Raw genomic sequence first — 19,994 nt, 5'->3', positions numbered from 1 at the left:
CGATCAGAGCATTTCCTTTGCCGTCAAATCCTCCACCCCGGCCATCTCCGCCAGCGCCCGGGTGTAAAGGCGCAGCTTCGGCATCATCTGCCCTAGTTCCTGGCGAAACTCCTGGCGTTTTGCGGCCTCCTGAAAAGCACCATCCATGAAGCACCTGTGCCACTTCGCGGTAAATGGACGGACAATCTGGTTGAGCAGAGGGATGACCAGCTTGGCAAACTTCATGCCGCCGGCACCGTGTTTCAGCAGCACCTCACGTGTAATGCCAAAGATGCTGAAGACGCACTCCAGCGCCACCTTTTCGTCCTTCATCAGCGCACTCGGCGGGCAAATGCGCGCAAGCATCTCAACGTACAGCTCCCACGCCACAGCCCGGTCAGCGTCGTCAGGGGAAAATTTCTTCCCCATGGAGACATCATTAAATGGCAGAGATTCGAGGCTGCATCGCTGCAAAAAATCTCCACGAGTCATGCCGCAAAGCTGCCCCATGCCACCAATTTACCAAGCGGATTTTAAAGCTTCTTCACGGCGGGGACCTTCCCCGTCTTTCCGCTCAGCGCCACGCCCTCACTTCCCAAAGTACGGCGCGTTCCGCGTCAGGTCCACCCAGCCCTCCGGCGTTTCTCTCACGCTCTCGGTGCTCAGGCTCTCCTTGCGGTCGTCCTTGCCGTCCTGGTCCGCGTCCAGCATCGGCGGCGTGCCGTTCTTCAGCGGATCGCACTCGCTCAGCGGCTTCGCATTCGGGCCGTAGGTGAACTTCAGGTGGATCATGTCCTCCAGCTCCGAGATCGGCAGTTGGAAGAGCTTGTACGGCTCAAAGGGCGTCTCACCCGCGGCCTCCGTCACACCAAACTGTTTGATCACCGGCGTCTGGTCCACCAGATACGCCACCGCAAAGAGCTTGCCGGAGGACGTCACCGCCACGGCCACCTTCCAGAACTTCATCGGCACCTGGATGCCCGGCAGGATGGGGAACACCGGATCCTTGTCTGAGAACACCGGCCCGGTGATGATCTGGGCGCGGAAGCCCTTCGCATCCTCCTCCACCGAGTTTTCCAGCACGTGTTTCTCCAGCCCCTGCCACCACTCCTGCGTCTCGTTAAACTTCGCGTGCTGCAGCGTGCAGTTTGTCCAGTGGCAGGTGTCCGCCGCGGACTGCATCGCATCCTTCATGGCCACACCGTACTCCATGTCCTCCTGCCGCGTCAGGTGCCCTTTGTCGAAAAGATTGTGCTCGTAGCCCTCCGGCCCCACCTGCGCATCGATGGGGATGCGCGGATCATACTTCCACACCCGCTTCGAGCTCAGCGCCCAGCGCCCCGCAAAGTCCACATTCGCCGCGCTGTAGATGGCAAAGCGCCGCTTCGCATGCATCACCAGGCTCATGCCCTGGTAGTTCAGCACCACCTCCTTCGTGCCCTCCGGCTCCAGCAGCTTCACCGCGGAGGCCGCCATGCCCGCCGTCATCTTCGGCAGGTTCACGCGATACTTGCTCTTGTCCTTGGCGGCCACCTTCACGCTCTTTTCCAGGCCCTTGCTCAGAAAGTCCACATCAAAGCCCGCCCTCTTGTCATAGTCATCGTCAAACGTGAACGCCACCCCCTTCGGCTTCGCCTTGGCCGCCACCTTCGGCTTTGCTTTTGCGGCCGCCGCCGCCTTCTCCGCCGCCGCCATGAAAGACTCCGTCGAGGCCCCGCCGCCCGCGCTGGGCGTCAGCACCGGATTTCCGGCAGCGTCAAAACTGAGCGTAAACTGGCGTCCAGCAAGAGCTGACGCGGCTGGAAAAGGCAGGGATGAGTTCATGGCAGGAGTGGCTGTGGGTTTGGCAGGGGTGGGAGATACGGTGGCAGGTAATGCAATGGCAGGAGATGAAGCACTGGAAGATGGTATGGCAAAAACGGGCGCTGAAGCCGCAATGGCCGCAGCCATGGTGAGAGGCACCGCAGGCGGCGGCGCCGCCACCGCGGAGATCCCCGCCGCATCCGCCACCGTTGTCGTGGTTGCCGGCTGGGACGTCAGCTCAGAGGGGTGGATGTTCAGCACCGACTCGATCAGCGGATGCGCCCCCAGGTCCCGCTGCAGCGTCTCCACGATGCGGGACACGCGGATGCCCTCGTTCGCCACCCACTTCACATCCTCCGGCCGGTTCACTCTCGGGTCATAGTCGCGCCCGTCCACCGTCTGCCAGCGCCCGTCCTTCGTCGCCGGCACCCCGCAGTGGTGCAGCGCCACCACCAGCCAGTCATTGTTAAACACCGGCGATCCCGAAGACCCCTCCTGCGTGTCCGTGGAGTACCACACCACGTCATCCCCGCGCTTCAGCAGCTGATTGTCCCGCACGCAGATCTGCTTCATCTCTCCGCGCGGGTGCTGGATGATCGTCAGCCACTCGCCCTCCACCGCCTTGCCCGTTCCCCCATACAGCGGCAGCCGGCCAAACTCCGCCAGCTCCCGCTCCGCATTCACCGCCCGCGCACCCACGCCCACCACCGTGAAGTCCAGCTCCTTGCTCGTGTAAAACAGCGCCCCCGGCTCCAGCGAAAACTTCACCCCCGCCAGCGGCTCCCCGTCCTCCCCGTGCTCGTACTCAAACTCCACCTCGGACCGCCGCGCCATCTCCGCGCTCAGCAGCACGTGGTTGTTCGTCAGCAGCACCCGCTCGCCGATGAGAAAGCCCGTGCCATAGCCCTCGATCGTCCCGTTCGGCTGCCGGATCCACACCCGCCCCACCGAGCGCGCCGCCCGGCTCCCGCGCGGCAGGTAGTTCACGTCCTGCAGTTCATTCCCCTGGATGATGCGCTCAAAGGCATCCTCCGCATCCGCCGTGCTCTCCGAAGTCTGCAGCAGAAAGCGCCGCCGGTCCTCCAGCGCCGCGTCCGTGGCCAGCTTCACCGGCGTGCGCGAGGCCTCCGCACGCCTGCGCAGCCCCTCCAGGTCCAGCGCACTGCTGCGCCGCACCGCCTTTTGAATGCTCTCAATGACGAGGCTCATGAAGGTTACAGTTCATCTCACCCCAGCGGCTGCAGCTTGTCCGCATAGCCCCGCGCTTCATCGCGCACACTTTTTGAAAACACCCGCTCATCGCTCGCAAACCGGTCGATCTGCCGGGCGATCGCGTAGAGGTCAAATCCCTTGCCACCCGTGATGCCGCGAATCGCGCGGATGTGTTCCCTCGCGCTGCCGCTCATCTCCAGTTTGCGCTGCCGGCTCGCGGCGTTTTTAACGTCGATCTTCTTGTTTTTGAAATGACCATGCAGCAGGCGCAGTTCCAGCAGATTGTCCCGCGCCCACAGCTGGTCCAGGCTCCCCTCCGCCTGCAGGTCTGCCAGAGAGGCGTTCAGTGCGGTGTCCCACAGCAGTTCCGGGCTGCGCTCGCTCGGCAGCGGCGCCTCCCTGCCGTCCAAATGCGGCTCCAGAATGCACTGCACATAGATGTGCTGCACCAGCGCCCACACCTTGGACCGGTCATAAAAGAAACTGTCCCAGTAGGCGTCCATCGACCGCACGAGCATCTGTTTGATGCGGTTTGAGTCCCGTTTGCCAGGCACCTTGTGCTTCTTGAGCACAAGCTCCGAGTGGCGCTTCTCCGCCGCGGAAATGAAGCCCGAGATCCGCGAATAATGGCGCCGTGCGCGCGCCCATTCTTCAAAGTCCCTCTTCGGCGGTGCCGGGCTCGCCGCCTCGTCGATCTCCGCCTTGGCGCACTGTGCCAGGTCTCTCAGCCGCCGCTTTGCCACCTCCACACGTTTCTCCCCTTCCTGCTCGTCCGCCGGGCTGATTTTCTTCTCCTCCCCAGGGGCATCCGTCTCCGTCGTGCCCTTCCTCCCTCGGCCTTGCGTGATCAGCCAGTCCACATGATTGAGCGCGGCTCTGACCTGCCAGTGGGCCTGGTCCACCTTGAAGCTTGCCAGCTGCCGCTCAAACCGGGCCGGCAATGCCGCGTAGAGCACCAGGCTGGCCCAGTCGTGCGTCTCCGGGATGGCGCCATGCAGCTGGCCGCGCAGGTCATGCATCAGCTCGCGCGGGTCATCTCCCTTCAGCAGGCCCCCGTAGAGCGTCTCCACCATCATCACAGATCCCCGGAACGACAGCGGGAACTGGCTCGCGATCACCACCGGTATGCCCTCCGCGTGCAGCGCATGCGCCACGCTCGCGCCCGCACCAGCAAAGCTCATCACCGAGCCCACCGTGCCCGCGTTGCAGCTCGCCAGCGTCACCACCAGCGGGTCTGCCGGGGCAAAGCTGCTTTCCCGGTCCGTGCGCAGCGTGCGGGCCAGCGTCTTCCCGTCCACGATGTTCCTCCCCGCGGGGTCCCGTGAATCATGCAGCGCCAGCCCGTAGCTGCGCTCCCCCGTGGTGGGATCGCTCTTCGCCAGGCCATGCGCCAGGATGTGCACGTGGGAAAAGCCTCCCGTCGCACACTGCTCGCGGATCTGCTCGATCGTCGCCTGCGGCAGCACCACCAGGTGCTCCGCTATCTTGTCCGAGGCCTTCGTCTCATCGTCAGGATGAAACACCCAGGGATCAATCGCCGCGCGCAGCGCCAGCAGGTGGGACTCCAGCGGCACCGCGTCCACCCCGGGCGGTGACGCCGCCACAAACAAAATGCGCGGCCGCCTCCCCTCGCGGTTCCACTCCGGGCTCACGCAGCTCGACTGCCGCACCTCTCGTGTGAGGCACACCGGCTGGTTCGTCTGCAGCACCAGCGCGCGCCCCTCCCCCGGAAAACCATTGTGGGAGATCATGAGCTCAAACGGCAGCTGCGCCAGCTCTGAGGCGGACACAATCATCCGCAGGTGCAGCAGCTTTCCGTTGCCCGCCGTGCAGCACTGCGAGATTTCAGCGATGAGGCTTGGTATCTTTGCCAGCAGCGCCCCCATCTCACGGCCCGTGTCCTCCAGCTGAAACACCCGGATCGCGTCCGGCAGTTCATAGGACAGCGCACGCAGCCGCTGCAAAAACTGCGCGTGCTCAAACGGCACCGTCACCGTCGTCGCCGCATGGCTCTCACAAAGGGCCAGGTAGGGTGTCAGCGGAGACAGCAGCTGGTTGTGCGGCGGTCCGTGCCGCAGGATCTCAAGAGTGATGGAGCGCATGGCTTGAAAGGATGGAGGTGAGTGTGAAATGGGAGCGGAAGGGGGTGGGCGTGCGGCTGCGCCCGCGCTCAGGCCGTGGTGTGCTCGCTGTTCGGCACCTGCTCCATGTTGAATGTCGCGCCTTTAAACTGCGCGCGCAACAGCTCGCCCCGCGTGCCGCCTGCCACCTTGCTGATCTTCACAAATGAGTTGTGCCGCATCACCAGTGAAGGCTCCGCCTCCAGTGCAGCCAGCGTGGCCTGTCCCATGCGTTCAAAGATCGGCTTAAACTTCTCCGCGTCTTCCATCACATCCTTGGTCAGCTGCATCAGCCCCACCCAGGTGCCCCCATTGTAGTAAAATCCGCCGTTGGTACGCGGGCGCGCACGCTCCAGGTGCGTGTGCCCCGTCACCACAAAGTCAAAGCCTGGCCCCACCCGCGCATCCACCCCCGTGAAGGTCGAGTCCGCATTCGTCAGCACAAAGCTCTCGTCCTTGATCAGTCCGTCCAGCGCGGCCCACACCACTTTGTACGGCGGATTCCCCTTCAGCAGGCTCAGCGTCGCACCGCCCAGGCCAAGATACTCCTGCTCGCGGTCTCTGCCGATCAGCTCCACCGGCCGCTTCTTTTGTTTAAAGGAGGCCTCCGCCTGCGCCAGCAGATCATCGCCAGACTTCACCTCCGCCATCTGCAGCTTTTCCCGCATTTTCAGCTCCGCCTCCGCGAAGGGATTGACCGGTGCGCTCTCCACCACCGCCGTCCTAGGCTCACCCAGCAGCCCGTCCTTCATCTTTTTCGCATCGCCGCTCGCCACAAACTTCAGCCCCGCGATGTCCCTCAGCTTCCCCACCAGGGACGAGTCCAGCGCCATCAGCACCATCGGCACCGCCTCCTGCTCCGGCTTCAGCAGATCCACAAACGGCCAGCGGTGTTTGATCTCATTCATCACCTCCACCACCATGCGGCTCCCCGCATTCGGCTTCCACACCTCCGTTCCTTTTCCCTGCAGCCGGTCCCTGCCCTGCTTGCGCAGCGTTTCAAAGGCCGTCACGTTCCACTCGTCCACCTCATTGCCGTGCATGCACAGCACCCGCGCCTTGCCCACAAAGGCCGCGTAGCCCGTCCCTTCAAACACCAGCTCCACCCGGCCCCGCGCCGCATCATCCGCCCCCGCCAGGATCTCCAGCAGCGCAGCACGCACCCACGGCAGCGAAAGCTCGATGTCATGATTGCCCAGATTGATCGCCAGGTAATGGTTCGGCTTCGCCACAAACTCACGCAGCCCGTCAAACACCGGCTTGAAAGCATCATCCCCCGCGATCCTCCGCAACATCCCCTCCGCCGTGTCCGGATTGAACGACTGAGCCCCCGGCTCCGCCAGAAAGTCCACCAGATCTCCGTTGATCACCAGGCACACCCGCAGCTCCGCCGGTCGCCCGGCCAGTTCCGCCAGCAGCGCCTTCGCCTCCTTGGTCGAAGTAAAAATCTGAAACCCCTTCGTCCCGCCCAGGTGCAGGTCAGACAACACATACAGCTCATCAAACGTCGGCAAATTCATCGTGTATAAGAGTAAGTCGTTATTAGGCACCTTCTGGCATAAGCCCTAAAACCTTCCACCCTTCTACAAGCTCGCCCCGCTCAAACGCAAGCACAAAAAAAGCATCCGCCAGCGCCCAAATATCCGGCCCTTGAAGAGCGCTATGTCCTTTCTGTCCTTTCGACTGAGCCCACCGCCTCCATTGGCCGCCTCATCCGCAAGCCCAGGCTCTTCTCTGACTTTCCGTTTGTTCCGCGTATTCCGCAGGCCATCATCACCGCTTGTAGAACAAGCCGCATGCTCTCCCGCCTCGCCTCCATGCTCAAACCTCCCGCCGAGGGAAACTGGCAGGCAGGTCACATCGGGCTTCACGGCATCTGGTACGAAGAGTGGCTCGGTGGAAAATGGCAGCGCCTCGAAATCGATGGCGAAATGCTCGTCGGCCAGCCCCACCACGTCATCTACTTCGGAGACGAGAATGCATGGAAACAAAAGCCAGCATGGGCGCAGCACCGTCGCGACGAAATCATCGATCGCATCAAGTCAAAATTCCGCATTCCAGACTACGAGTACGACGGCGAGGCCATCTTGTCTGAAGCAGACAAAGACATTCTGATCCGTGCCGCCGGAGGCCTTTCCGACACCCCCTGCCGCTGGGCCTCCTGCACCTCCCCCGCCCTGCACGGAAAGCAGTTTTGCGTCACTCACTGCCATCCCCAGTCCCTCTGGCGCCAGCCCACCTGTCCGGCCTGATACCACCGACCATTGAAAACCAGTCTGGATGGAATCACGCTCAGAGAGGCTTTCTCACCGGATACAGAACACTGCCCGAGCAGCTCAAGCATGGACGTAGGACGGGCGTGGCGACAGCCCGCCCGTCTGCGAGCACGCCGCAAACACTTAAACTTACGACCGCCCTCGAAGCCGGGCGCCTTGGAAGTACGACAGACACTCCTGTCTGTCGATCAGCGCGTGGCAAACACACTTGAACCCACGCCCTTCCCTCAGCCTCTGGCTTAGCGGCCGTAGCAGATCATTCGCTGACGAAACACCTCTCCTCCGTCCCGCCCGAGCACACCTTCTTGACGCCACGCAGCCCCTTGCCCACTCTTTCTCATCCATGCCCACCTCAAACGCCTTTCTATTTCCCGCCATCGTCTGCTTGTGCCTCAGCAGTTGTGCCGGCGATCCCAATGATCCCGTCGTCAAATCGGGCCATCACAGCAAGCTCCAGCTCATCAGTTCACAAGAAGCCTCCAAAATCTCCGCCTTCCTCTGGAGCACCCCCTTCGAGCCACCAGCCGCCAGCCCCATCACCCCCGCCGCCATCGTTCAGGCCTTCAACGCACAGCTCACCAAAGAAGGCAAGCCCCTGCGCGTCCGCCTCGAGTTCACCTCCGGCACCCAAGACCGCTGCCGCCACCAGCTCGCCCAGCCCATCCTCACCTGGCAGGGCGCTGCGCTCGATCCCGACCAGCTCCGCACCCTGCTCGCCACCTCCAGCATGCAGGACGTCCTCACCGCCCTCGCCCAGCACCTCGGCCTCAGCACCGTCTGGTACAGCGGCACCGTCCTCCTCTCCAATCACATCCCGAATGCACAACCCGCCGCCGAGCAGCCCCAGCCCATTCCGGAGATCATCAATCAAAAATCGTAAATCCTCGTCACTCCTGCCGGCACAGATCACCGTTGCTAAACAGAACCGCCCTGCCCTCCGGTCCTTTAAAAATCACCGCATGCTCTGAGCGCAGTTCCTCCAGCGCCGCCAGCACCACCGCCGCAGACTCCAGAGTCACCGGCGCAGCAGCCCGCACACGCAGCGTACGCGCCGGATCCGCCCCGCGCTTCGCGGTGAAGTCCGCCTCATCCTCGCCGCTGCCATCGCTGAAACTCCCCAGTCTCGACAGCACCTCTTCCAGCGCACGATAGAAGCGCTCAAAGTTTTTCACCTCCTCCTCCTCAGTCAGGCGACGGTCCATCTTCTCAGAATGCTCTGCAAACTCCTGCAGCAGCGCCTCCAGCTCCTCCTCAGACAGGAAGAATTCAGAAACCACCGCCTCGTGGCTCACGCGCTCGGCGGCAGCCTTTTCAGCGCGGCACGCCTCATCCACAAACACAGCCCCCGACACATGGCCAGGGAGAGGAAACATCACAGCATTCACATTCATAAAGCACAAAGACCCACCACCAATCGCGCCACCAAAACACTCTCAGCAGCTCCACATTGGACGCAGGCACCCATAAAATAATCACCCCATTCGCAAAAAGACAAGCTCTCCCTCCTCCCTACACACAGGTCATTTGCCTACTGAAAGCGAACCTCATCGCGCAGCTCGTCCATTCCCCCTCATGCTGAACTCATCCGCCAGACCTCTCCCTTCCTCCAGCAAATCATAAATCATAAATCAAAAATCCCCTCCCCTCCCCAGCACCCCCTTCACATACCGGTGCTCATACCGCCCATGCTCCGTCCCCCGTGGCAGCGGGCGTTCGTTGTCCTGATGCTGCCGGTCCATTTCCTGCGGGCCTTGCTGCCGCCAAAACTCCCGCGCCGTTCTTTTCTCCTTCGGCAGCCCCTTCATCCGCGTCGCCGCACGCTCCGCGTTCACGATGCGTGACACCCGCATCGCCTCGTTTTCCTTGTAGTCATCCCCGCGGTCCTTCCCGCACTTCACCGGCACCACCCGGTCCAGCGCATCGCGTCCGGCCTTGATCGCACGCTCAATGTCCTTCGCCTCCGCCTTCCTCCCGCTCTTCTCCACCGCCTGGATCACCTCATGAAACGCCGCCTGCTGGATCGCATGCGCCAGCTCGTGCGACATCGTGGCCCCGGTCCGGGCAAACGGATTATAATAGATCGTGGTATGCCCCGCCCGGTCCGTCAGCGTCTCCGCCAGCCCTTTCCTCTTCAGCTGGATCGAGACATTCAGCCGCGCCGCCGCCCTCTGCAGCGCCGCTGCCACCGGCGACTCCGCAGCCTCTTCCACCAGCGCCGCACGCGCAGCCGCTGCAAATCGCCCGTCGCTCCCTTCAATCCTCAGCCCGCACTCCCCTTTTCCGTTCAAATCCAGGCCCGCATTCAAACCACGCACCTCCTTCGGCTCGTGCCCCTCATGCAGCCCCCTCCCACCACGCTTCGTCAGGCCCGCTTCCCCTGAGATCGAGGCCAGAGTCCCCTCACCGCACCGCCTCCTCTCGCACACCACCGCACGTGCATTCTCACTCGCCCGCTGCTGCGCAAAACCGCCCGGCATTGGTCGCGGGCGCAGAAGCCTCGGCACCGGAGGCGCCGCATCATCCGTCAGCCCCGGCAGCTTCTGCGTCAGCGGCCCCGTCGCAGCCCCTAAAGGAGACAACGCCGACCTCGTCCCATCACGATTCATCGTCCCCACCCGGATCGCCGTCCTCCCCGTGCCCGGCCCCGTCCCCGGCGCATACAGATTGTTCTTCGGCCTCGTATCCAGCCGCTTCGGCTCTCCATCCACACCACCGCCGGCACTATTCACGCTGCCATTGGCATTCGTGCCCTGCGCCTGCAAATCCGCCCGCGTCACCGGTCCCGTCGCCCCCGCCGTAAGCCCCGGCAGCCTCTGCGCCAGCGGCCCCGTTGCAGCCCCAAGCGGTGAAAGCGCCGACTTCGTCCCATCACGATTCATCGTTCCCACCCGGATCGCCGTCCTCCCCGTGCCCGGGCCGGTCCCCGGCGCATACAGATTGTTCTTCGGCCTCATATCCAGCCGCGCAGGCTCGTCATTCAAGCCACCCGCGCCATTGTTGCCATTGCCATTCGCAGGACCACCCTGCGGCTGCAAATCGGCCCGCTTCACCGGCCCCGTCGCCCCCGCCGTCAGTCCCGGCAGCCTCTGCGCCAGCGGCCCCGTCGCCGCCCCCAGTGGAGACAGCGCCGACTTCGTCCCATCGCGATTCATCGTCCCCACCCGGATCGCCGTCCTACCCGTGCCCGGCCCAGTACCCGGCGCATACAGATTGTTCTTCGGTCTCGCATCGATCCGCGGCCGCGGCGGCTCCAGGCCCTGATTCAGATCTTCCTCTTCATCGTTCCCATCATCCGGTGTGTTCATAAAAGCATCCATGCCACACCCCTTGGGCCGTCATTCCCAACCGCAAGAACTTTCATACCACAATCATGGTATCTTCCGGTATAAAAAATGCCCCCAGTTCTCGGCTCCCTGTTCTTCGGTTCTCAGTTCATCATTCCCTTCGCATAGCGATGCCCGCCCCCAAAACCATCGCCCCAGCCACAAACCGCGAACAGAAAACAGAGAAAAACTTGCATTCCCCCGCCACGCCCCAAGCCTCCCTCTCAACCAGCCAGACGCAGTGAAGAACTCGGAAGGTGCCACCGCCGCCCAGCGGCCACGCCACCACCATGCCATCCGCTCACCGCCCTCGTACCGCGCCTTTCTCCCCCGCTTCTCACGCTCGCCCCCAGCCACCGCCGCAGCTCGGAAGCCCCCACAAAAAACACTCGCGTCGCCAGGACCGCACCCTTCGAGACATCCACCGCGCTCTCCACGGCAGCCCACCCGCACACGACCCGCGCACCCATCTCCACCTCGCCCAGCAGGCGCTCATCAATGCACTCGCACCCCCGTCCCCACCCACTCTCGCCCTCACTCCCGGCTCGCCATCATCCGCCCGGCTGCAGGAGCCTCACCTTCTCCACTGGGCGCACACAAACCACCTCCATCTCTCGCACGAGCACCTCCCCGCCGCCTTCCGGCCGCCCTCTCACCTCGAAGACGACTTCATGGAGCACCACGTCTGGCCCCACCCCGACGGCCGCCGCATCCTCAAGCTCACCCGCATCGGACACTTCGGCATGTGGCCATCCTCCCACGGCCTCCGTTGGCACCTGCATACCCGCCACGCCACCCCCCTCCGCTATCTCTCACGCCTCCTCTCCGCCAATACCCACCTCGCAGATGACATCGTCCTCCACGCCATCATCTCCGACTCCCACGGCCGCATCCAGATCCTTACCAGCCAGCCCCACTACCCCGGCCTCACCCCCGGCGACATCATCGACGCCGCCCCTGAACACGACCAGCCTCGCCTCCGCCAGCAGCAGCTCGCCCTCATCCGCCACGCCCTCACCACCCACGGCTTCCACCCCACCGCCCACTCCCCCAGCACCTTCTACCGCCCCACCGACAACCTCGCCCTCTTCGACGCCCACTTTCACAACCTCCTCTGGCAGCAGACATCCCACGGCCCCCGCCTCATCCCCTTCGACGTCATCCTCATGCACCCCGCCCCCCAACTCCGCCAAAACCTTCTCCGACCACCCGTTCCGACTCCTTCACTCGTAATACCATAAAGTGCTATCATATGACTTTACGTTTGCCTTCCGCTTTTCCGCGTGTTCCGCAGGCCAATAAAAACCTTGCCCCCATCCGCGGCCAAACCGCACGTCCAAATCATCCCGCCAGTGGACCCGTGCCCGCCACAGTTGAATTCCCCGCCGCACTCCGTTAGAAGGCGTGCACACAGCCACGACTCTCCCGATGGATTCACACATTCCCCCAGCCCACATCATCCTGGCCGAGGACATGAAAAAGCTCCTTCATGCGATCGCCCGCTACGATGCCTTGTATCGCTGGGGCCCCGCCCCCACCGAGGAACACTGGAGCATCCCCCTGATCAAGCAACTGATCGCAGCCCTGGAAGGTCAGACCATCCAAGGAGCCACCCTCCCGTTTTTACTCGGCCACTTTGAATCCACCATGATGGGGTATGTGGACAGCGTAACCCCGCTGGAAGAAAAAGACCTCCTGCCCCAAGGCTTTTCAGCCCACCTCATACGCACCGTCCGCGCCATCCGCGAAGATCTCCACCCAAAATAGTTCCTTTCTGCCAGCCCCACGCTTCATCATTCCTGCTCCGCATCCCATAATACCACTTCATACCACTAAGCACCGCATCCTAAACCAAACGCATCCGCAAAATCATCCCTCCTGTCATTCCCAACCGCCCGGTAGCAAAAAATCATAAATCATAAATCATAAATCCTCCGCCCCCCATCACCCTCGCACTCGCTGATAATCCCCCGGCCTTCTCCTCCGCCTCACCGTCGGCTTGTACAGCGTCGCACTCCCCTTGCACCGGTGCGCCATCGCCAGCCCCATCACATCATCATCGTGGCAGCCGGCCCGCGCCGTCTCCTTGCCGTTCTTGTCGATCACAAAAGTCTTGCACTCGCCCAGGATGTGCGGGCACCACACCTCCAGCGTCTCATTGTGAAACGCCAGCGCCAGACTGTCGATCACATCGCGCCGCTGATCCCTGTCCTTCAGCTTCCAGCCCAGCATGAAGTTCTGCCGCTCGCGGTCATACGGGTCCACCACCTGCCTCTTGTACAGCGGCACCCCCGCATCCTTCAGACGCTCCAGCACATGCAGGCCCATGTTCACCTCCAGCACCACCAGCGCACCTCCATAATACTCCGAAAGCAGCGCGATGCTGTCCGCCGTCAGCTGCGTCGTCCCGGTAAAAGGCGGCCGCACCCTCGCCACCACCGCATCCTTGTAGCACGCCCCGCCCGCCTGATGATACTCCGTGCGCAGCACCCCGATCGAGTGCCGGTCCGGGTCCCCGCTCTCCGCCTGGTCCTCCCCCGTCATCGGATCGCACCACACAATGTAGCTGCACCCCACCTGCGGCCTCTCCCAGATTTGAAAGCTGCCAAAACCCGTCGCATCCCGCTGAAACTCCACCGCATCTCCCACCTCCACCAGAGATCCCACCTCCGGCGCATGCAGCTGCGCCGCGCGCTCCAGCCGCCGCACCACCGCCACATTAAATCTCGGCCGCCCCGAAGAAAGAAAGCAGCTCACATCATCCTCCGGGTAAAACTCATCAAACACATCCTCGGAGCCCGAGCACTCCTGCGCCATGATCGCCCGCCGCCACGCGATCTGCTCATGCGTCCAGTCATACCTGCGTCGGCCGTTCGCCTCCCGCGCCGTCAGCGTCGTGTCGATCTTCGCCCGCATCGCCTCCGTCACCGGTTTCACATTCTCCTCAAACTCAAACCAAGCCGCAAACACCTTCACCCACCCGTTTCCCGGCGCCGCCTCCCCCGCCCGCAGCCCCGCCAGATAGTCCTCCAGCCCCAGCGCCCCCTGCCATGTTTCATAATGCCAGCCACTGGCACCGTCTGGTGTGCTCTCCGCGATCGCGATCCCCGCGTCATTCAGCGACGGCAAAATCGACGCCATGATCTTCCGGTCATCCTTCACCCCGCCGCGCGGATACTTCGCGCTCTCGCTAAACAGCACCGCCTGCCGCGGCTTCGAGATCCCCGGGTTCATCGACTCCGCGCTCGTGATCGTCGCCGTGCTCCCGTTCGCCCACCGCATGCGCGTCTCCCGCGGCTCCAGCGCATTCCTCCACGGGAAGCGGTCATGCGCGCTGAAAGTCCGCAGCCGGTCCAGAATGCCCTGGCTGTTCGCAGTGATGTTCGCCAAAATCAGCGCGTCCGTGTTGCGCTGCTGGCACAGGTGATAGATCACCTCCACGCTAAAAGTTGTCCCCCCGCACTGCCGCACCTTCGTCACGATGATGCGCACCGCCTCCACCCCCACCGCCGTCAGCACCTCCACCGCCTCTGCCATCCGCCGCTGCAGCACATTCGCCCGCGGCCTCTCCAGCCTCTTCGTCGTCGCATTCTGCACCTTCGTGCACGTCTCAAAGTGAACCAGCGGCGAAACCGCTGCCAGGTGAAAATCAGCCTCATTCATGGTTAGTGGAAAAAGCCTTGGGTCCAGATTTCAAACCACAAGCGCTTTTTTCACCCCCCCAAGTCACAAAATACCACATCATAGCACTCGAACCCTCATCAAACAATCCCTGCCCCCGCTCTTCCTCTTCCTCTTCCTCTTCCTCTAACCCAGAACAGAGAACCCATCAGCCTCTTCGTATTGTCGCACCGGCATTAGCTGGTCCCGCTCCCCGCACCACCTCATCATCTTCACCCACCTACCATTTCACCACCCCGCAGCCCCAAAAAACCTTTTCTCCACGCGATTGCCAGCCCCGCAAATCCCCTCTAGCTTTCCGCATAGCGCATCCTTCCTCCACACACTCTCTCCCGAGCCTGTTACTTCACATGAAACACCTCCTCACCAGCCTCCTGCTTTCCTCCCTCGTCGTCTCTTGCGCCACCAAGCCCCGCGATCTCGACCGCCCCGCGCCCGGCACGCCGGCCATCCGCGTCTCCCAGGCGGTGGACTGCACCTATCCGGACGGCAAGTTCACCCTCCCGGCCGGCATCTATCAGCCCGAGGCCCGCTCATCCAAAGGCATCTACTACGTCGCCCCGGAGCGCCTCAAGACCACCGGCATCATCCGCGATGGCCACGAGCGCGGCGGACTTTTCATCGCCAATGAAGGCTGGCAGTGGGCCTGGACTGGCCACCCCGGCCGCGAAGCCGCCGACAGCGAATACACCATCCTCGGCAAGCGCGGCATCATCATGCCCACCCACTACAAATTTGAGCCCTACGTCAAATACACCAAGGTCAAAACCAAGAGCCGCTAAACCCCTCCGCGCCCGCTGAAATTCTGCATCTTCAATTTTCAGTTCCCAGTTTTCAATTCTCAGTTTTCAGTTCGACGCGCGACCTCGGCCCATCGCCCCTCCGTTTCCCGCAAGTGCCCGCCACTCCATGCTCCATCGTGCCCGTCTAGGCCAGCTCTCCCACTCGAAGCCCCGCTCTCTCTCCATCGGCGGACATTCATCCCTCGCGCCAAGACCGCACCTCAGCAGCCTATCCAGCCGTAAGTAGTACTCCCCACCATGCCCCGCGTCATCATGCACATGGACATGGACGCCTTCTTCGCCTCCGTGGAGCAGCGGGACAACCCCGCCTACCGGGGCAGGCCCCTCATCGTCGGCTCGCCCCCTGATCAGCGCGGCGTCGTCTGCGCCGCCAGCTATGAGGCCCGCAAGTTCAAAGTCCGCTCCGCCATGCCCTCCCGCACCGCCGCCAGGCTCTGCCCCGAGGGCATCTTCGTCCGCCCGCGCATGGACGTTTACCGCGCCGAGTCCGCACGCATTATGGCCATTCTCCAGGAGTTCACCCCGCTCATCGAGCGCGTCTCCGTGGACGAAGCCTACCTCGATGTCAGCGCCCATTTCACCGAGATCCCCGCCGCCGACCTCGACGCCGCCATTGAAGCCGCCCGCCCCATGGCCGCCGAAATCAAGCGCCGCATCCGTAGCGAGATCCAGCTCACCGCCAGCGTCGGCATCAGCTCCAACAAATTCCTCGCCAAGCTCGCCAGCGACCTCGAAAAGCCCGACGGCCTCACCGCCATCAAAGACAGCGAAAAAATCGCCTTTCTTCGTCCCCTCCCCGTCAGCGCCATCCACGGCGTCGGCCCCGTCACCGCCCAGGGCCTGCAAGCCCTCGGCCTCATGACCATCGGCGATCTCCAGGACACCCCCGGCGCCCAATCCCTCGAAAGCGTCGCCGGCTCCTTCGCCACCCGCCTGCGCGAACGCGCCTTCGGCAATGACGACCGTCCCGTGGACGTCAGCGACGAACGCAAAAGCATCAGCGCCGAAAACACCTTTCTCACCGACACCGACTCCCGTCCCATCCTCCGCACCGCGCTCAAAGAGATGGCGCTCGATGTCTCCCAGACCCTCGCCAAGCACGGCCTCGGCGCCCTCACCGTGCAGGTCAAGGTCCGCTACAGCGACTTCACCACCCTCACCCGCCAGCTTCGCGTCGAAGAGCCCGTCACCACGGAGCGGGACATCTACCGCCTCGCCTGCTTCCTCCTCGCCCGCCACCGCCTCGTCACCTCCCCCCTCCGCCTCATCGGCATCGGCCTCTCCACCCTCGTCGATCCCCTCCAAAAACAGCTCAGACTCCCCATCTGACCCCGCTGTCCTCTCCCGTCATTTCCTACCATTTCATGCTATCCGAGCCACTTGGACACAGCAGCCCTGATCAGGAAAACGCCCCAAACGCGCCGTCCATCCAGCATCCCGTAGCATATTAAATAATAGTGTGGTCGACCCAAGGAGGGGAAACATCCACGGAGTTCACGAAAGAGGCGCCAGCAAAGTGGTCCGCTCAGTCCTCTGAGCGGATATCGCCGTCACAAAACGCTTGTATCACCACACCGGAGGCTGTGCGGCCCAATAGCTGTACCAGCCCCGGCTTGGCAGCTCGCACAGTTTCAACAAGCTATGAAATAATTTAAAATGCTCTAAACCTCAGACGCAGCTCACACCCAGGACTGGTAGGGATGCGCTGCGCGCGTCCCTGAAATCCCTCGTCCCAGAATTGCCTGCCACCCAAGCATGCTCCCCCATTTCCAAAACTCCCGCCACCCAACGCATCCGCATCCGCATCCGCATCCGCATCCGCATCCGCATCCGCATCCGCGATCCAGCATCCAGCATCCAGCATCCAGCATCCAGCCCGGCCTCACGGCGCCGCCCGCTGAATCCGCGTCGGCATGTCGCTGATGTTATACCCCGCCTCGCGCAGCGAGTCGTACACCTTCACCAGCACGCCCAGCGCCGCCGTCGTGTCCGCCTGCATCTCCAGTTTCAGGCCGGGATTCTCCAGCTTCATCTTCCCCACCGCCGCCCCCAGCTTCTCCAGCTCCACCGGCTTGCCATCCAGAAAGATGTTCTGCTTCTCGTCGATGCTGATCGCCACCCGGCTCTCCGACACCGCCGCCTCGCCGCCCAGAGACTTCGACTCCGGCAGCTTGATCTTCATCTGCGTCTTGTCCTTTTTAAACGTCGTCGTCGCCACAAAGAAGATCAGCAAAATCACCATGATGTCGATCAGAGACACGATGGGGATCATCGGCACCGGTCGGCGTTTCGGGCGCAGGTTCATGGCCATGGCGTGTGGTAGGGGGAAAGGGGGTTCGTTGTCGCTTCACACACACTCACGCCGCCGGACGCTGCACTTCAAAGTGCTGGTAAAAATGCTGGATCGTCTCCTGCATGATGGACTCCACCCGCACCGCCAGAGCATCCAGCCGGCGCGTGAAATACGTGTGCGCCAGCACCGACGGCACCGCCACAAACAAGCCGGCGATCGTACACCGCAGCGCCACGCCGATCTCCATGGCCACCTTTGCCGTGTCCGGCCCGCCCTCACCCGTGCCAAATTCCGAGAACATCCCCACCAGGCCCACCGTCGTGCCCAGCAGCCCCAGCAGCGGCGCCACCGAGATCATCACCTCCAGCAGCGGTATACCGCTCTCCAGCCGGTGGATCTCCTCCCGAGCCTTGATCGCGCACGCATCATGGCACTCCTGCTTGCTCGTAAACGCACCGCTGATCGCCATGCTGCCCAGGCGCGAAAGCATCGAGCCGTCCGTGTTTAAAAAATCCTGCAGCGGCCGGATGTCCCCCCGCAGCGCATAGTTCGGGATGGACCTCAGCTGGCTGATCACCGCATTCGGCATGATCACATGCGCCCGCAGGTTCAGCCACGCCATGATCGCTGCACCGATCGCCGCCATCGAGCACAGCACGATCAGCCCCATCGTAAACCCGCCCGTGGAGAGGAAGTTATACAGCAGCTGGCCCGCCGAAGGCGCAGTCTTGGCGGCAGCGGCTGGAGCAGCAGCCGCAGCTTCGGCAAACATAGGCGAGGCAGCGGCGGCAGAGGCGAGGAGTTCAGTAAATGAGGACATTGGATTCGATTTTCAGGCGCTCCTGATCTTCTTTCAGAAGCAAAGGGATCACATCAGCAGACATCGGCGGTATCTCAGCATCGCGCATCGCCTGCAAGGTAAATTCTGGCCGCACCATGCAGGCATTCGGGTCATAGCCCCCCTTGTGCACGGCATCTCCGGCGCGGGCCACCGTCATCCCAGCCTGCGCACCTCCCGCCAGCCCGAGCGTCAGGACCAGCACCAGCGTCAGAGCCAGGCTCCGCAGCACTCCCGCCAATGCATGCCGAAAAAAGGAACGCACCGCCATGTCAGTAAATGAGGACATTGTATTCCACCTTCAGCCGCTCCTGATCATTCATCGGCAGTGAGGGGATCACCTCCTGCGGCATCGGCGGGATCTCCGCATCCTTGATCGCCTGCAGGGTGAAAGCCGTCAGCACGGGGTTCGAGTCCTTGTCATTGATCACCCGCAGGCTCTCTACCTTGCCCTTTTTGTTCACGAAAAAGACGATCTGCAGGCTGCCGTACGTCACCCCGTCTCCGCGCAGCGTGCGGTAGATGTGCCACTTCTTTTCCACCTGGCCCGTCACCTGGCGGATGTAGCGCCCCTTCGGCGTCTCCTCCGCATCCACAGACGCCTCCGTGCCCCGGTTCGAAATCGAGCCCTTCGTCTGCGTCGTCCGCGTGAAGGGCGTGAATGCACTCGGGTCCGGGTTCCGCGTCGTTTTGGTGATCGGTTCGTCATCCATCACCGGCAGCGCCTTGGGCACCGGCTGCTCCGGCTTGGCCTCAGGCGGCGTGGCCACGGCCATCTCCGGCTTTGGAGTCGCGTTCTCCGGTGTCGGCTCTTTCGGCAGAGTCTTCGGCGGCGCTTCCGCTTCATTCTTCACCTTCTCCGGCTTCTTCACTTCCAGCGGCAGTCGGTTTTTGTCCACCTTGGCCAGCTCCTTGTCAGCCTCCTCCATCATCTTCGTCAGCGGCGTGCTCTCAGCCACCGCCTTGGCCACATTTTGCGGCGGCACCACCGGCGTGGGTGGCGGCGCATTCGGCGTCGGCGGCAGCATCGAGGGCGGAGCCGGCGGCACCGGCGGCTGCGGCTGCATCATCGCCAGATCCTTCGGCGGCGTCTTCGGCCTCGCATCATCCTTCAGCTCCCCATTGCGGTAGTCACGCTCCGCCAGCTCCTGCGTGGAAATTTTGAGGCCGTCCATCGTCGGCAGCGGTTCCGTCGCATCCGGAGAAGGCGCCTTCACCGTCGCCGCGTTCGTGTTCCGGTCCGAGATGAACATCGGGTTCTTCGGCGCATTGTTCGCCGCCTCATTCTGCGCCGTGCGGATGTACACCTCCCGCTTCGGCGGAGGAGGCGGCAGCGGCTTTGGCGGCGGCATGATCTGGTCCGGAAAGATCAGCGTCACCTCCTTTTCCGGCGGCGGCTTGTGCGCTTCATCCCACAGCTTCCGCGCCGCATCCACCATGGAAAGCCACACCAGCAGCACCAGCAGCAGCGCATGCACCACCACCGTGCCGGTGATGGCAATGCCCAGGTTGTTGTTGCTTTGCGGTTGCGCAGTCACGTGCGGAATAGGGTACCTACCCATATTGCTTCCAACCCCCTGAGAATCAAATGCTCATTAGCCCCCCTCCGTAGGCAGCCCACCCAACCAAAACCACCCCCTCTCTCCGCCCCGCCTCATCATCCACT

The 19,994-nt window shown here is 62.9% G+C and carries 17 protein-coding genes; 6 read left to right on the top strand and 11 right to left on the bottom strand.

The features are described 5' to 3' along the window. Nucleotides 1-3: 3 nt before the first annotated feature. The 4 genes from ACILSO_RS26950 to ACILSO_RS26935 form a co-directional block, all read right to left on the bottom strand. The gene (locus ACILSO_RS26950; protein WP_395740588.1) at nucleotides 4-345 is read right to left on the bottom strand and encodes a hypothetical protein; all 342 of its coding nucleotides are present in this window, start codon (nucleotides 343-345) and stop codon (nucleotides 4-6) included. 222 nt (nucleotides 346-567) lie between these two features. Continuing rightward, a complete protein-coding gene (locus ACILSO_RS26945) occupies nucleotides 568-2,991 on the bottom strand; it encodes a DNA/RNA non-specific endonuclease (protein ID WP_395740587.1) in 2,424 nt (807 codons plus the stop codon). Nucleotides 2,992-3,008: 17 nt separating this feature from the next. Then, a complete protein-coding gene (locus ACILSO_RS26940; RefSeq protein WP_395740586.1) occupies nucleotides 3,009-5,096 on the bottom strand; it encodes a CHAT domain-containing protein in 2,088 nt (695 codons plus the stop codon). Nucleotides 5,097-5,164: 68 nt separating this feature from the next. Beyond that, entirely contained in the window at nucleotides 5,165-6,634 is a 1,470-nt protein-coding gene (locus tag ACILSO_RS26935) for a metallophosphoesterase (protein ID WP_395740585.1), read from the bottom strand. 276 nt (nucleotides 6,635-6,910) lie between these two features. On the opposite strand from ACILSO_RS26935, the gene ACILSO_RS26930 reads away from it, so the two are divergent. Then, a complete protein-coding gene (locus tag ACILSO_RS26930) occupies nucleotides 6,911-7,366 on the top strand; it encodes a hypothetical protein (RefSeq protein WP_395740584.1) in 456 nt (151 codons plus the stop codon). Between the two features lie 367 nt (nucleotides 7,367-7,733). Then, entirely contained in the window at nucleotides 7,734-8,270 is a 537-nt protein-coding gene (locus tag ACILSO_RS26925; RefSeq protein WP_395740583.1) for a hypothetical protein, read from the top strand. A gap of 7 nt (nucleotides 8,271-8,277) precedes the next feature. Here the strand turns inward: ACILSO_RS26925 and ACILSO_RS26920 are convergent, their stop codons facing one another. After that, nucleotides 8,278-8,763, bottom strand: a complete 486-nt coding sequence (locus ACILSO_RS26920) for a hypothetical protein (protein ID WP_395740582.1) — start codon at nucleotides 8,761-8,763, stop codon at nucleotides 8,278-8,280. Nucleotides 8,764-9,018: 255 nt separating this feature from the next. After that, nucleotides 9,019-10,695, bottom strand: a complete 1,677-nt coding sequence (locus ACILSO_RS26915) for a hypothetical protein (protein WP_395740581.1) — start codon at nucleotides 10,693-10,695, stop codon at nucleotides 9,019-9,021. Nucleotides 10,696-11,003: 308 nt separating this feature from the next. Here ACILSO_RS26915 and ACILSO_RS26910 point away from each other — a divergent pair, with 308 nt between their 5' ends. Both ACILSO_RS26910 and ACILSO_RS26905 read left to right on the top strand, forming a co-directional pair. Beyond that, on the top strand, nucleotides 11,004-11,954 hold the full coding sequence (locus ACILSO_RS26910; protein ID WP_395740580.1) for a hypothetical protein: 951 nt from the start codon (nucleotides 11,004-11,006) through the stop codon (nucleotides 11,952-11,954). A gap of 232 nt (nucleotides 11,955-12,186) precedes the next feature. Then, nucleotides 12,187-12,480, top strand: a complete 294-nt coding sequence (locus ACILSO_RS26905) for a hypothetical protein (RefSeq protein WP_395740579.1) — start codon at nucleotides 12,187-12,189, stop codon at nucleotides 12,478-12,480. A 177-nt stretch (nucleotides 12,481-12,657) separates the two neighbouring features. Here ACILSO_RS26905 and ACILSO_RS26900 read toward each other — a convergent pair whose 3' ends face one another. Then, a complete protein-coding gene (locus tag ACILSO_RS26900; RefSeq protein WP_395740578.1) occupies nucleotides 12,658-14,376 on the bottom strand; it encodes a hypothetical protein in 1,719 nt (572 codons plus the stop codon). Nucleotides 14,377-14,744: 368 nt separating this feature from the next. Here ACILSO_RS26900 and ACILSO_RS26895 point away from each other — a divergent pair, with 368 nt between their 5' ends. Both ACILSO_RS26895 and dinB read left to right on the top strand, forming a co-directional pair. Further along, nucleotides 14,745-15,176, top strand: a complete 432-nt coding sequence (locus tag ACILSO_RS26895) for a hypothetical protein (RefSeq protein ID WP_395740577.1) — start codon at nucleotides 14,745-14,747, stop codon at nucleotides 15,174-15,176. Between the two features lie 258 nt (nucleotides 15,177-15,434). Then, the gene (gene dinB, locus ACILSO_RS26890) at nucleotides 15,435-16,526 is read left to right on the top strand and encodes a DNA polymerase IV (RefSeq protein ID WP_395740576.1); all 1,092 of its coding nucleotides are present in this window, start codon (nucleotides 15,435-15,437) and stop codon (nucleotides 16,524-16,526) included. Between the two features lie 553 nt (nucleotides 16,527-17,079). Here the strand turns inward: dinB and ACILSO_RS26885 are convergent. Genes ACILSO_RS26885 through ACILSO_RS26870 form a run of 4 tightly spaced genes read right to left on the bottom strand, consistent with a single transcriptional unit; the run spans nucleotide 17,080 to nucleotide 19,866 of the window. Next, the gene (locus tag ACILSO_RS26885) at nucleotides 17,080-17,502 is read right to left on the bottom strand and encodes an ExbD/TolR family protein (protein ID WP_395740575.1); all 423 of its coding nucleotides are present in this window, start codon (nucleotides 17,500-17,502) and stop codon (nucleotides 17,080-17,082) included. A gap of 52 nt (nucleotides 17,503-17,554) precedes the next feature. Continuing rightward, nucleotides 17,555-18,310: a MotA/TolQ/ExbB proton channel family protein gene (locus ACILSO_RS26880; RefSeq protein WP_395740574.1), complete on the bottom strand. Its 756-nt coding sequence runs from the start codon at nucleotides 18,308-18,310 to the stop codon at nucleotides 17,555-17,557. Continuing rightward, nucleotides 18,294-18,617 carry a hypothetical protein gene (locus ACILSO_RS26875; RefSeq protein ID WP_395740573.1) on the bottom strand — a complete coding sequence of 108 codons (324 nt, stop codon included), beginning with the start codon at nucleotides 18,615-18,617 and terminating at the stop codon, nucleotides 18,294-18,296. Before ACILSO_RS26875 ends, ACILSO_RS26880 begins: the two co-directional genes overlap by 17 nt. Next, a complete protein-coding gene (locus tag ACILSO_RS26870) occupies nucleotides 18,601-19,866 on the bottom strand; it encodes a hypothetical protein (protein WP_395740572.1) in 1,266 nt (421 codons plus the stop codon). The genes ACILSO_RS26875 and ACILSO_RS26870 overlap by 17 nt, the downstream gene beginning before the upstream one ends. Nucleotides 19,867-19,994: the final 128 nt, after the last annotated feature.

It is taken from the genome of Prosthecobacter sp. (genome assembly GCF_044226605.1).
Classification (GTDB): Bacteria; Verrucomicrobiota; Verrucomicrobiia; order Verrucomicrobiales; family Verrucomicrobiaceae; genus Prosthecobacter.
Note: the sequence above shows the minus strand (reverse complement) of the source record. Positions and strands in the feature narration are given on the sequence as shown.